Source organism: Lentimicrobium sp. S6, assembly GCF_013166635.1.
In the GTDB taxonomy this organism is placed as follows: domain Bacteria; phylum Bacteroidota; class Bacteroidia; order Bacteroidales; family UBA12170; genus UBA12170.
Genome location: NZ_JABKBZ010000058.1, coordinates 1 through 13,282, shown reverse-complemented (window position 1 = coordinate 13,282; position 13,282 = coordinate 1). Strand labels below are relative to the sequence as shown.

Annotated in this window: 10 protein-coding genes; 5 read left to right on the top strand and 5 right to left on the bottom strand. The window is 35.1% G+C overall.

The window, feature by feature from the left end:
* Positions 1 to 48: 48 nt before the first annotated feature.
* Positions 49 to 1,683, bottom strand: a complete 1,635-nt coding sequence (gene pckA, locus HNS40_RS16450; RefSeq protein ID WP_172282848.1) for a phosphoenolpyruvate carboxykinase (ATP) — start codon at positions 1,681 to 1,683, stop codon at positions 49 to 51.
* A 266-nt stretch (positions 1,684 to 1,949) separates the two neighbouring features.
* Between pckA and HNS40_RS16445 the strand changes: the two genes are divergently transcribed.
* Positions 1,950 to 4,412, top strand: a complete 2,463-nt coding sequence (locus HNS40_RS16445) for an outer membrane beta-barrel family protein (RefSeq protein WP_172282846.1) — start codon at positions 1,950 to 1,952, stop codon at positions 4,410 to 4,412.
* A gap of 575 nt (positions 4,413 to 4,987) precedes the next feature.
* Here the strand turns inward: HNS40_RS16445 and HNS40_RS16440 are convergent.
* Both HNS40_RS16440 and HNS40_RS16435 read right to left on the bottom strand, forming a co-directional pair.
* Complete coding sequence (locus tag HNS40_RS16440) at positions 4,988 to 6,346, bottom strand: efflux RND transporter periplasmic adaptor subunit (protein WP_216659382.1); 1,359 nt, start codon at positions 6,344 to 6,346, stop codon at positions 4,988 to 4,990.
* A gap of 30 nt (positions 6,347 to 6,376) precedes the next feature.
* Positions 6,377 to 7,771: a TolC family protein gene (locus HNS40_RS16435; RefSeq protein ID WP_172282844.1), complete on the bottom strand. Its 1,395-nt coding sequence runs from the start codon at positions 7,769 to 7,771 to the stop codon at positions 6,377 to 6,379.
* A gap of 619 nt (positions 7,772 to 8,390) precedes the next feature.
* Here HNS40_RS16435 and HNS40_RS16430 point away from each other — a divergent pair.
* Together HNS40_RS16430 and HNS40_RS16425 are read left to right on the top strand one after the other, a co-directional pair.
* On the top strand, positions 8,391 to 8,735 hold the full coding sequence (locus HNS40_RS16430) for a carboxypeptidase-like regulatory domain-containing protein (RefSeq protein ID WP_172282842.1): 345 nt from the start codon (positions 8,391 to 8,393) through the stop codon (positions 8,733 to 8,735).
* A gap of 12 nt (positions 8,736 to 8,747) precedes the next feature.
* Positions 8,748 to 9,206, top strand: a complete 459-nt coding sequence (locus HNS40_RS16425; RefSeq protein WP_172282840.1) for a toxin-antitoxin system YwqK family antitoxin — start codon at positions 8,748 to 8,750, stop codon at positions 9,204 to 9,206.
* A gap of 50 nt (positions 9,207 to 9,256) precedes the next feature.
* Here the strand turns inward: HNS40_RS16425 and HNS40_RS16420 are convergent, their stop codons facing one another.
* On the bottom strand, positions 9,257 to 10,099 hold the full coding sequence (locus HNS40_RS16420) for a formylglycine-generating enzyme family protein (RefSeq protein ID WP_172282838.1): 843 nt from the start codon (positions 10,097 to 10,099) through the stop codon (positions 9,257 to 9,259).
* A gap of 238 nt (positions 10,100 to 10,337) precedes the next feature.
* Here HNS40_RS16420 and HNS40_RS16415 point away from each other — a divergent pair, with 238 nt between their 5' ends.
* Together HNS40_RS16415 and HNS40_RS16410 are read left to right on the top strand one after the other, a co-directional pair.
* On the top strand, positions 10,338 to 10,973 hold the full coding sequence (locus HNS40_RS16415) for a peroxiredoxin (protein WP_172282836.1): 636 nt from the start codon (positions 10,338 to 10,340) through the stop codon (positions 10,971 to 10,973).
* A gap of 97 nt (positions 10,974 to 11,070) precedes the next feature.
* Positions 11,071 to 11,964, top strand: a complete 894-nt coding sequence (locus HNS40_RS16410) for a hypothetical protein (RefSeq protein WP_172282834.1) — start codon at positions 11,071 to 11,073, stop codon at positions 11,962 to 11,964.
* A 242-nt stretch (positions 11,965 to 12,206) separates the two neighbouring features.
* Here HNS40_RS16410 and HNS40_RS16405 read toward each other — a convergent pair.
* The coding region (locus HNS40_RS16405) for an IS1634 family transposase (protein ID WP_172282832.1) at positions 12,207 to 13,282 on the bottom strand (1,076 nt) is incomplete at its 5' end.

Genomic DNA, 13,282 nt, shown 5'->3' with positions numbered 1-13,282 from the left:
AAAAACCCGGCCGCAAAAGCCAGGTTTTTATTATGAAAATGTGTGTAATTATATTTGTGGTCCGGCAGCCACTAAAGCTTTAGCATCGTCACTATCTGTAAATTTAGCGAAATTGGCAATAAACTTCTTGGCTAGATCTTCGGCTGAAGCATCCCAAGCTTTAGGATCTTCCCAAAGGTTACGTGGGTTGAAAATCTTACTGTCAACACCGTCTAATGCTTTTGGAATGTTTAATCCGAAAACAGGTAATGTTTCATATTCTGCATTCTCAAAAGAACCATCTAAAATACCATTGATGATGGCACGTGTAGTTGGTAAATCGATACGTTTACCAGTACCGAAAGCTCCACCAATCCACCCTGTATTCACCAAATAGGCTTCTGCTCCATGGGCTTCCATTTTACGGATAAGCTCATGCGCATATTTTGTTGGATCCAATAATAAGAAAGCAGCTCCAAAACAAGCAGAGAAAGAAGGGACGGGTTCTTTAATACCACGCTCTGTTCCTGCCACTTTTGCAGTATATCCACTAATGAAATGATATTTTGTTTGATCTGCTGTAAGCTTACTTACTGGAGGCAATACTCCAAAAGCATCAGCAGTTAAGAAAATGACTTTATTGGCGTGTCCAGCTTTTGAAACGGGTTTCACGATATTGTCAATATGATAAATAGGATAAGAAACACGAGTGTTTTTGGTTTTAGAGAAATCAGCGAAATCGATAACATTGTTTGCATCAAATGCTACATTCTCTAATAAAGCATCTTTCTTGATGGCTCTATAGATATCTGGTTCTTTTGATTCGTCAAGGTCGATGGTTTTTGCATAGCATCCTCCTTCAAAATTAAATACTCCATTTTCGTCCCAACCATGCTCATCATCACCAATTAATGCTCTGTTTGGATCGGCTGACAAAGTTGTTTTTCCTGTTCCTGAAAGACCAAAGAAAATAGCAGTGTTTCCATCTTCTCCAACGTTTGCACTACAATGCATTGCAGCAATTCCTTTTAGAGGAAGGTAATAGTTCATTACCGAGAAAATACCTTTCTTCATTTCGCCACCATACCAGCTTCCACCAATACAAGCCATGCGAGCCTTTAAGTTGAAAGCGGCATATACTTCACTATGTAAACCTTGCTCTTCCCACTTAGGGTTACTAGTTTTAGAAGAGTTAAAAACCACGAAGTCAGGCTCAAAGTTCTCGAGTTCTTCTTCACTTGGACGGATAAACATGTTTTTCACGAAGTGGGCCTGCCACGCCACTTCAACAATAAAACGAATCTTTAAGCGAGTATTTTCGTTGGCACCAGCATATCCATCCTGAATGTACAATTTTTTTCCTGTCAACTGCTCAATAGAATTGGCTTTTAACTCTTCCCAAACCTCTTCGCTAATAGGTTTATTATCAGAAGCGGGTCGGTGTTCGTTCTTCCACCAAATATTATTTACATTCTCCTCCTCTTCAACAATGTATTTGTCCTTTGGAGAACGTCCTGTAAAAATTCCTGTATCAACAGTAACTGCACCTAAATTAGTTACATAGCCCTTCTCGTAACCTTCTAACTTAGGGTTTGTTTCATGCTTATAAAGCTCGTCATATGAAAGATTGTAATAAATCTCCTCTACTTCATTAATTCCATAAGAAGCAAGGTCCTTTCTTACTTTTTCAATGTTTTTAGCCATAGTATTTTAAGTTTAATGATTTTATGCAAACGTTTGCAATGGGAGAACAAAAGTAAAAAGTATTTCGTTTTAGCCTTTATAATATGAAGATTTATTTGCTACTATTCTCTTTATTTAAAATGATTAAAATTAAACCTGCTGATTTCTAGGTAGTTTGCTGATTAACGAATAAATAGTATTTTATTTAATCAAGGTAATTAAACTTTTCTTTGTTTTGCACATCAAAGTCATCTAATAAATCAAGGAACACATACTATTATTAATATATGAAATCAATTTTACGATCATCAGTACTTAGCTTTATTTTATTGCTAAATATCAGCTTATTAGCACAGCAAGGACAAAGAGGAGGAAAAGGACCAGGTGGAAATAAAGATCTTCCTGCCATTGGCCAAATCAGTGGGCAAATTTTAGATGCCAACACCAACGAGCAAATAGAGTATGCTACCATTGCTCTTTATCATAAACGAACTAAAGAATTAACGGGAGGTACCATTAGCCAAAGAAATGGTAAATTCTATCTTGAAAAGCTAAAACCGGGCAAATATGACCTGAAGATTTCATTTTTGGGTTACGAAGAAAAAACCATAGAAGAAGTGATGATTAAAATGGAAGAACCCATTGTCAATTTACATAAGATTAAAATTACTCCAAGTATGAACAATCTAGAGGAGGTTGTTATTGATGGTAGTGCTCCCCGTATCGATTATAAGATAGATAAAAAGGTGATTAATGTGAGTAAACAAATCACTTCCATTTCTGGTTCGGCAGTGGATGTTTTAGAGAATGTTCCTTCCATTAAGGTAGATATTGAAGGTAATGTTTCACTGAGAGGAAGCACAGGTTTTACAGTTCTAATAGATGGACGCCCCTCTGTTTTGGATGCCAATGATGCCCTCCAACAAATTCCTGCTTCAACTATTGATAATATTGAAATCATCACTAATCCATCGGCAAAATACGATCCAGATGGCACTGCTGGTATTATCAATATTATCACTAAGAAAAACAAACTGCAAGGATTTAGTGGTATTGCGAATGTAAACTTGGGTTTGGATAATAAATACGGTGGCGACTTTTTATTGAATTATAAGAAGCGGAATTTAAATGTATTTTTTGGTGCGGATTATAATGTGAGAAGCCACCCCGGAACGAGTTATAGCTTGAGAGACACCTATAAGAATGATACTATTTATAGAACGATCATGAATGGTGACAATAATCGCGAAAGAACCATGTGGGGTCTGAAAGCAGGAGCGGATTATAGTATTGGTTCCAATGATATAATTGGGGTGAATTTCCGCTTTGGCGACCGACAGATGAATGGAAACACCACATCTTCCTACGATGAATGGAGAATACCTGAAGAACTTCATAATATCTATGAAAATAAAGACATGTCGGAAAGAGGAGGCCAGTTTTATTCGGCAACAGCAAATTACCAACATAAGTTTGAGAAAAAAGATCATGAAATAAAAGCAGAATTTAGCGCAGACAATAGAGATTTCAAAGATAATTCCACTAATGAGCTTACTAATGAAAATGATTTGGTAGTAGATGGAAAAATCAACACTGAAACAGGACCATCGAGCCGATTAAGAGGAAAATTAGATTATACACTTCCTGTAGGTGAAAAAGGTAAAATAGAAGCTGGTTTCCAAACCCGTTTTTCTAATAGCGAAGACAATACTGAACTTAAAGAATTGAATACAGAAACTGGTATATACGAATTGAAACCAGAATATACAAACCAAACTACCTATAAAAGAAATATACATGCCATCTATACTACCTATGGCAACGAAATGGGAAATTTTGGTTACCAAGCAGGAATTAGAGGAGAATATACTTTTAGAGATATTATTTCAAAAGCTACAGACGAGCAATTTGGAATCGATCGCTGGGACTTTTTTCCAACCCTACACCTATCTTATCAGTTTCCAAAAGAACATCAAATGATGGCCAGCTATACCAGGAGAATAGAAAGATCTAGAGGATGGTATTTAGAACCATTTATCACTTGGGTTGACGCTTTTAATGTACGACAAGGGAATCCTGATTTGCAACCTGAGTATATTGACAGTTTTGAAATGGGCTATTTAAAGAAAATAGGTAAAACTAACATGATATCTCTGGAAGGATATTATAGAGTTACACATAATAAAGTAGAACGAGTTCAAAGCGTATATCAAGATAATGTAATGCTCAGCAGTATTGAGAATGTGGGTAAAGATTATAGTCTTGGATTGGAAATGATGTTTAGCTTTCAGGTTTTTAAATGGTGGGAAATGGACTTAATGGGTGATTTTTATAAATACCGTGTTGAGGGTGTTCTTTATGATGAAGATTTCTCCAATAGTAGTAACAACTGGAGTTCGCGATTTAATAATACCTTCAATATTAGAAAAAGCACTAAGGTTCAAATTAACAGTATGTATAATGGCCCTACTGTAACTGCACAAGGTAAAAGAGAAGGTTTTTATATGGTAAATGCTGCGGTACGCCAAGATTTCTTAGACAGAAAACTATCAGCTGTGCTACAAGTAAGAGATATTTTTGCCACAGCAAAACGAGAAATGACCACCAGTGGCCCCGATTTTTATAATTATAGTGAATTTACGAGAGATGCACCAGTTGTAACGCTTTCTATCAGCTATAAATTTAATAATTATCGTGCCGATAGAAAATCTCGCTCAGATGCAGATGGCGGAGAAATGGAAGAAGAATAGAGAAGATGAGAATATAATATGCTTGAAAACCACGGGTTTTATTCGTGGTTTTTTTTGTTTCAGAAAATAGATAATTCAAGGTGATTCAAAGAGATAAAAGGCTTGATAATATACTTTGCTAGATATACACTAAATTCTAGGACTGAATTAAAACAAATCCCCTACGGGGAAGAAAAACAGTATAGCTAAGGTTTTATATAAAATCTTAACCGCTACACGGTAATATTTGGGGTGCAAACCGAGTAATCTCAGTTCAATATCAAATTATACCACAGTTTCAGATAATTAGCTCATAAATGACCCAAATTTATGAAGAGCTATCGGGATAAACAATGAAATTTTGGGAAATAGAGGGGCTAATTATCGAAATAGGTTAGTATTGCACAAAAGCATTACCCAATAAGTTCTGTATAAAGACATACAAAAGTGTTTTAAATTGCTCGTAGAGTATATGTTATAAAAATTCTATACAAAGTAAATCGCCTGAAAAAGGAAATACACATTCCTACTGTAAATACAAACATAAAAAAAAGAGCTACATCATGCAGCTCTTCATATTGTCGTTTAAGAATCAACTATTTCTTTTTATCGAAGAGTTTATCCTTATCGGTCTTCTCTACCTTGTCGTGGTTCTTTAAATCCTTAGAAACCGCTGAATAAGGGCCAGTAATCACTTCATCACCTTCTTCTAAACCAGAGACGATCTCGATATACTTATTATCCTGAATACCTGTTTTTACTTCACGCATGACAGCTTCTCCATCAACATGCATAAACACATATTCTTTAATTTCTTTCTCGTCTTCTTTTGCATCTTTTTTCTCTTTTTCCTCTTCTCGCAATTCGTAGGATGATTTCTTTCTTCCTGTGGTATCGTCACGAGTGGTAACAGCCGCTATTTCAACAGCAGGAATCATTTGACGAACCTCTGTTTGAATATCTACTGATGCAGACATGCCTGGACGGAATGGACTGAAACCTGCAGGTTTCCCTTCTGATAAATGCATATATGACTCACTTAACATTCTGATTTTTACATCGAAGTTAGTTACCTGATCAGCACTAGTACCAAGAGTATTGGCCGAGGTTGCAATCTCAGTAACCACTCCTTTAAATTTGTCTTTCAAGTAGGCATCAACCTCTATTAATGTAGTATCACCAATAGAAACCCTTACAATATCGTTCTCGTTCACTTCTACGTGTACTTCCATATTATTAAGGTTGGCAATTCGCATAAGCTCAGTACCAGCCGAAAACTGAGAAGCACCTTGTACTCGTTCTCCTTTTTCAACACTTAATAAAGAAACCGTTCCATCTTGAGGAGCAAAAACGGCAGTACGGGTGAGATTTTCTCTGGCTTCTCGTAAGCTGGCCTCGCTACTTTTTACTTGAAACTGTGCAGACTTTAATGTTTCTTCAGCGGCATCCACTCGGCTTTTACTTACTTCGTAAGTGGCTTCAACTTTTTCAAAATCCGAATCACTAATGACTTGCTTTTCCCATAGTTTTTGATTTCTTTCAAAATCTAAACGGTTTTGTAAAAATTCTGATTTGGCCTGAGCTAAACCTGCTTTTGCATTGGCTACAGAAGCCTTTTGGGAATTTAAAGAAGCCTCGGAGCGGTCAAAAGCAGTACGATATTGCTCTGGATCAATTTTGGCCAGCAGCTGTCCTTTCTCTACTTGATCTCCTTCTACAACAGTTAGCTCAATAACTTCGCCACCAATAAATGGACTCACTTTAATATCTTTTTCTGGTTGGATTTTACCATTGGCAGTAACTGTTTCGATGATGGTTTTCATCTCCACTTGTTCCACACTTACTTTGGTATTGTTTTCTTTACCCAAAACACCTTGTTTCTTCAATACTACCAATACAATAATGGCAATAACAACAACAGCGGCAAGGATAATCATCCATTTATTCTTTTTCATAATTTCGGTTTTACAAATGTTAAATGTGAATTACAAGGTCAATGGAATTCCCATGTAAAAATCTAATATCTTGGTTTTGAAAATATAATCGTATTTGGCTTGTAAATACTGAGATTGAGCTTGAGTCAATTTAATCTTAGCTAAGCTATAATCCACAGAATTTACCATCCCCACATTGAATTTTTCTTCGGTATAATTAAATGCTTCTGATAGAGATTCCACAGAGAATTTACTGGCATTATAAGTCTTGTAAGCAGCAATAGCATCGTGGTATTTTTGCTCTATATTTTTGCGAAGTTCATTCTTTCTTAATTGTAATCTGAAGCTTTGGTCTACTGTTTGAACTTTAGCACGTTTCACATTAGATTTAACAGCGTATCCATTAAAAATAGGAATATTTAGATTTAGTGTCAGATATTCTCCAGTATTTAAATCTAACTGATCTGAATAAGGGATATCTTCCCAAACGGGATCTAAATTACTATCCAAAACGGGATTTCCAGCATCATCGTAAGCAAGTTTCTGGGCAGAACTATAATAATTAGTGCTAATTCCTCCATTCAAGGAGAGACTAGGATATAGAGAGCCTTGAGCAATTTTCACAGACCTTTCGGCACTTTGAAGGTTCACTTCCCCCCCTTTAATTTCTGGCATAATATCCACAGCATTGGCATAAATTTGGTCGGAAGGAATAATTTGTAATTCTTGAGACAATTCTATTTTCGGGAAATCTATTTCTAAATCTGTTTCAGATGGTAAATCAAGGAACTGTTTTAAATCTAAATAGGCTAAAGAAAGGTTATTTTGAGCAGTAATCAAATTGGTTTCCTCTTGAGCACCTTGAGCTTGAATTTCTAATAAATCTCCGCGAGGTAGTGTCCCTGCCTCAACCAAATTATTGGTTCTTTCGATTTGTTGACGTGTTACTTCAACTTGTTGTTCCGCAACATTCAACAATTCATGACTGTAAATGATATTCAAATAAGCTCCTGTTAAACCCAAGGAAATATCATTTTCCATCTCCTCAGACACATAATTACTGGCTTTTAAGTCCAATTCGCTTTTTTGAAGCGTATTCCACTTTTTCATTCCACCAAATAATTCCAAACTACCGTTTAATCCAAAAGAATTTGATAAGGTAGACCTATCGATATAAAGTCCTGATTGACCTTGGTTTCTTCCCCAATTATTTCCTAAAGAAGCATTGGCATTTACTGAAGGAGCAAAATCCAACTTACTTTGCAAAAGATTAATTTCTGCAGTTTGAGTTTGTAGTCTGCTTTGTTTAATTTGAATGTTATTTTCAAGGGCGTATAAGATACATTCTTCTAGTGTCCATGTTTTTTGGGCTAAAACTGTACCTAAACCTAAAACCAAAAAAGAAAATGTAATCGCAATTATTTGGGGAAATAGTCTCTTTATCATCATCATTAGAGTTTAAATTCACAATAAAAGTAATAAACTAATAGTCAGTAATTCTATATTTAATGTTTTTTAGCATCTAAAAACATGCCAAAGCCTTATTTTACCACTATTAGCGGCTTTTATGTCATCATTATGACGAATAGTGTTTCATGAGGTTACACCTGTTGTTCAAATATGAACAATAAAAAGCCGAAATCAGGAGGTTTGTCATGCTTAAAATCAGGGCAAACGCGTACTTTTAATTTTCTAATTATTTTTAATAAAGCTAACGCGGATTTGCAATCCGTGTGATTTAAATACATTCCTTAATGTTAATATTTTCGCACGTAAAACATTTCCGCGCTAGCATTATACCTATAGATTAAACTATTTTCTTCTAAATATAGCTTTTTAACAAAGTATGCGTTTACCCTGTGCTTAAAATACTGATATTATTATGTTTTCTAAGATTATATATATATGCAATGGATATCTGAAACCTATATTAATTTAATGTAAATACGCGATTATCTCTCCTAACATTGTCTTAACAATATGGTAAATTAGCCTTAAAGCCAAAAGTTTGATTCCATGCGATTGTGCCTATATCTTTGCTTCATCAATTTAAATAAGACAAATCATGAAAAAAGGTATATTTTTAATCGTTCTAAGTTTAGTTTTAACTATTTTTGTTCAAGCATCAGTAGTAGAAAAAGTAACAGTTCCTCCAGTGGCAACCATGAGTATTAATGGTGTAATAGCTGATGTAGACACCGACGAAACTCTTGCAGGAGTTATGGTTAGTATTGAAGGTACAGATTACAAGACATTAACCGACTTAGACGGAAAATTCAGGTTTGAAGGTATTGAAGCTGGCGATTATGACTTAAAGCTATCTTATATTTCTTATAAAGAAGTAAAAGTGGAAAACATAGAAACTAAATCTAGTAACAAAACTTTAGAGCTGACACTCAAATCTGAGTAGAAAATACTATAAATGAAAAAAAGCATATTACTTTTAGCACTTAGCCTGATTATAACAGCTTTAAGTGCTCAAGAGTTACAGCTACAAAAAGGGAAGGCCTATAAAGATGGAAAGCTTTTCACTGGAGTAGATGTAACTTTTTTTGTGGACACAGAAATAAAAGAAATTGAAACCAATTACGCTAAAGGATTAAAAGATGGCACTGAATTCTTTTTTCATGAAAATGGGCAAAAGAAAGCAGAGCGAGTCTGGAAAAAAGGAGCCAAAGAAGGTATTTGGATGAATTGGGATGAAGAAGGAAATAAAACCGCTGAAGCATCCTATACCAAAAACAAAAAAGATGGCGCTTGGTTTATTTGGTCATCAAAAGGAGTAAAACTTTTTGAAATGCATTATGATAAAGGTAAAAAAGTAGGTAAATGGCTACAGTGGGATGAAACTGGGCAATTAACCATGGAAAAAGAATTCTAGAAGAGATTTTATAATGATTGACTAAGCGCTAATATTTATTGGCGCTTTTTTTATTTGACAACACGAAAACCAATATAAGAGCTTGCTGCATTTGGATCTGCTCCTAGGTAACGAAAAGAAACGCCACTACAAACAACTGGATTATACCAAGAGCCACCTCTAACAACACGACTGACACCGGTTAATGGTCCCTGAGGATTATTTTCAGGACTTAGACCATAATAATTATATTCATACCAATCATTACACCACTCCATCACATTTCCACTCATATCAAAAAGACCTAATTCATTTGGTTTTTTGGTGCCTACTTCTTGTGAGCCATTTCCGTAATCTATAAAATACCAAGCTACTTCATTAGGATCGTTACTTCCGCTGTATATATAGTTCTGACTATTAATTCCTCCTCTGGCTGCAAACTCCCATTCCGCTTCGCTTGCTAGACGTCCTCCTAGCCAATTTGCAAAAGCTTTTGCTCCAACCCATGTTACAATAATTACAGGATGGTTATGTTTCCCTGACTCTGGGCTGAAACTTCCATTGCTATAATTAATCTGTACAAAAGAATTTTCAATTTCCAGATAGGTGACACCTTCAAAAACACCATTCTCACCACATCCTATATCGTTTAGAAACTGACAATATTGATAATTAGTGATCTCTTGTTTCGATATTTGAAAACTATTTAGGCTGACTTGATGCACTGGTTTTGTGTTTGCTTCCCCTTGTGCATCTCCCATTTGAAAACTTCCTCCAGAAACTTGTACAAATTCTATAGATTTATAATCTATTGTTTCTATTACTGTATCCTCCTTCTTTGTACAGGAAATAATTAGACAGGAAATAAGTAAAAAAGCTAAAATCTGTTGCCTTTTTATTATTCTATAATTCATAAGAAGTATTTTACATGCATTTTTTATGATAAATATATATGATAAATCAAGAAATAAGAAGGACAAATATCTATTTGATAAAGACCAAATGATATTTGTGCTCTCCTGAAAAGAATTTGGAGCGAAAATCTATACCAATTAAGTATTCTAATTCTTAATTTAACTTAAATCAATTCTAAATAAGAGAAAATGATTATCTTTGCACTCAAATAAAGATTAACCCTTTAAAATAAAAAATATGTCAGTATTAGTAGGTAAAAAAGCTCCTGAATTTTCAGCTATGGCTGTAGTAAATGGTAACGAATTTGTAGAAAACTTCTCATTGAAGCAGTATATTGGTAAGAAAGATGTAGTATTCTTTTTCTACCCTTTAGATTTTACTTTCGTTTGCCCAACAGAAATTCTTGCCTTCCAAGAAAAAATGGAAGAGTTTGACAAAAGAAATGTGGCTGTAGTAGGTTGTTCAGTTGATTCTGAGCATACACATTGGGCATGGTTAAATACAGAATTAAAAGATGGTGGTATCAAAGGTGTTAAATATCCATTGGTAGCCGACCTTTCTAAAACTATTACTACAAACTACGGTGTTTTAGCTGGTGAGTATGATTATGACGAAGAGAATGATGTTGAAGTATTCGAAGGCGCTGCCGTTGCATACAGAGGATTATTCCTGATTGATAAAGAAGGCGTTGTTCGTCACCAAGTGGTTAACGATCTTCCATTAGGTCGTAGCATCGACGAAGCCATCCGTATGGTAGATGCACTTCAGTATTTCGAAAAGCATGGTGAAGTTTGTCCTGCAAACTGGAAGCCAGGAGAAGAAGCCATGAGTGCTTCTCACGAAGGTGTTGCTGATTATTTAGCTAAGAAATAAGTTAACTCCAAAAAATTGAAAAAAGCTACCTCTTATGGTGGCTTTTTTTGTGCCTGTATTTTTCCTATATTTGATGGTAACAAATAAAACCAATGAGATGAAGAAACAGTTATTAATGATTGCTCTAATGATAAGTTTAGGATTATCATCGTGGGCACAAGAAGAATTAGCTCCCTATTTAGGTGTTCAAATCCCAGGAGACATCAGTAGTCTGAGTGAGCAAATACAAGACCTAATCAGCAACGAAGGCTTCCACGTTATTGGACAATATCAAGTGGCCGATAGAGACGACCTTTTGGTGCTATGCTTTACCCGTGAGGATTTAAAGAAAGTATGTGAAGACTTTGAAGATAGGGGTGCTCTTGCATCGGTATTGAAGGTTGCTTTACGCAAAGTCAACGATAGTGTGGAATTGAGTTTGCTTCATCCTAATTATATGTTCTACGCTTATTTTGGGGATGATTATAAGATACAAGCACCAGCTTTAAAAAAGATTGATCAAGATGCTAAAAAACTTATAAAAGGCTTTGGAGAAGCTCAGCCGTTTGGTGGTGGATTAACAGCTGATGATCTAGAAAAATACCATTATAAGGTGATGATGCCCTATTTTGATGATCCTGTTGAGTTAGAGGAATATGCCAGTTTTGAGGAGGGTTTGAAATATATTCAGGATAAAATTTCTGAAAGTGGAGATGATATCAAGTTGGTTTATCAATTAATTGACGAGAGAAGACAGACAGCGGTGTTTGGCATCGGATTATTGAATGTTGAATTAGGTGAGCCCAGCTTTCTTCCTATCATTGGTGAAAGACATATCGCAGCCATGCCCTATGATATTATTCTACAAGGGAACACCGTAACTATGCTTCATGGTAAATATCGTTTTGCATTATATTGGCCAGAACTCACCATGGGGACTTTCATGAAAATCATGAGTACTCCAGGTGATGTGGAAGATGCTATGGAAAGTATTACTGAGAAGGAAGATTAATTTAAAAAGGTAGTACAAAAAAACAAACCAAGAATGTCATCACTTTATATTGATGACATCCTTGGTCATTAAGATCCAGAAATCAAGTTTAATTCACCACAATAATATAGGCATCAAAATTAATTCTCTCCTGTACCTTGGTAAGAGATGGATAAGCTTCTTGAGCACTATTAAAAGGTCCTATAACAACTTTAAAAAAGCTATTCCTATTGGCATCCAAATCTGGAATCCACTTGTTTTCGTCAATGGGACACCCGAAAGCAATTTCTAACAATGCCGTACAATTCTTTTTGCTGATCATCCATACCTAGAAGCTGCTTATTCATTGATTTACCATCAGGTAATTGATATGTGATTTGGTACATATTGTGGGTGAGTTCTGCCGCTTTTTTTACAGACAATAATGATTCCTGGGTATTTAGAGCTCTTTCTAGTTCCTTATAGATGGAATATGCTGCAAACGATATACAAATATGAGCTTCTATTCTTCTTCTTAGCCTATGGTAAATTGGTCGTATACGTAAATCTGTTTTAGATATTCTAAAAGCTCGTTCTATATGCCATAATTCGCCATAGTTTTGAATAATTTCACTTCCAGATAGCTTTGTGTTTGTAATGTATCCTTTTAAGCCATCCCAATATTGATCCTGTTCTATTTTTGTGTAATCGACTTGAACATCAATCTTGCCTTCTAGCTTTAAAAATTTATTATAGCCTCTATTATTGATGCTTTCCTTGGTTAACTTACCTGACTTGATCTTCTTTTCCAAGCGTTTTAGTCCTCGTATTCTGTTATAGGCATCTTTTCTAGCTCGTTTATGGGAATAGCTAATAATAATTCGTTTAGTATCATCTTTTGTAATATCAATTAAGTCTCCATCTGCATAAAAACTTTCTATTATCTGGTTTTTTACTTCTGTTATTTCATTCTTTATTCTTGCTCCAAGGATATATTCATAGCCCTTTTCTTCTAATGCACCAATGTTCTTTTTTGATAACAATCCACTGTCAGCTATGATTATCGGCTTTTCTAAGTTGAATTTTCTGCTAATATTTTCAAGAAATGGTATTAATGTATGACCTTCATAGGTATTGCCATCATATACATCGTAGCCTATTACATACCCTTGTTTGGCAACCAATAAACCCAAAAATATTTGTGGCTTTTGATGTTTTCCGTCTTTTGAAAACCCTGTCTTTCGTAAATCATCCTCATCACTTGCTTCAAAGTATAATTGGGTCATATCGTAAAAAACAACATTTAAATCTCCTCCTAATACCTTCTGTGTGTGTTTAAATATGATTTGTTCTACTTTTC

Bases quoted from the DNA above. Each gene is read 5' to 3' on its own strand.
- pckA (WP_172282848.1), bottom strand. From the start codon at position 1,683: ATGGCTAAAAACATTGAAAAAGTAAGAAAGGACCTTGCTTCTTATGGA.
- HNS40_RS16445 (WP_172282846.1), top strand. From the start codon at position 1,950: ATGAAATCAATTTTACGATCATCAGTACTTAGCTTTATTTTATTGCTA.
- HNS40_RS16440 (WP_216659382.1), bottom strand. From the start codon at position 6,346: ATGAAAAAGAATAAATGGATGATTATCCTTGCCGCTGTTGTTGTTATT.
- HNS40_RS16435 (WP_172282844.1), bottom strand. From the start codon at position 7,771: ATGATAAAGAGACTATTTCCCCAAATAATTGCGATTACATTTTCTTTT.
- HNS40_RS16430 (WP_172282842.1), top strand. From the start codon at position 8,391: ATGAAAAAAGGTATATTTTTAATCGTTCTAAGTTTAGTTTTAACTATT.
- HNS40_RS16425 (WP_172282840.1), top strand. From the start codon at position 8,748: ATGAAAAAAAGCATATTACTTTTAGCACTTAGCCTGATTATAACAGCT.
- HNS40_RS16420 (WP_172282838.1), bottom strand. From the start codon at position 10,099: ATGAATTATAGAATAATAAAAAGGCAACAGATTTTAGCTTTTTTACTT.
- HNS40_RS16415 (WP_172282836.1), top strand. From the start codon at position 10,338: ATGTCAGTATTAGTAGGTAAAAAAGCTCCTGAATTTTCAGCTATGGCT.
- HNS40_RS16410 (WP_172282834.1), top strand. From the start codon at position 11,071: ATGAAGAAACAGTTATTAATGATTGCTCTAATGATAAGTTTAGGATTA.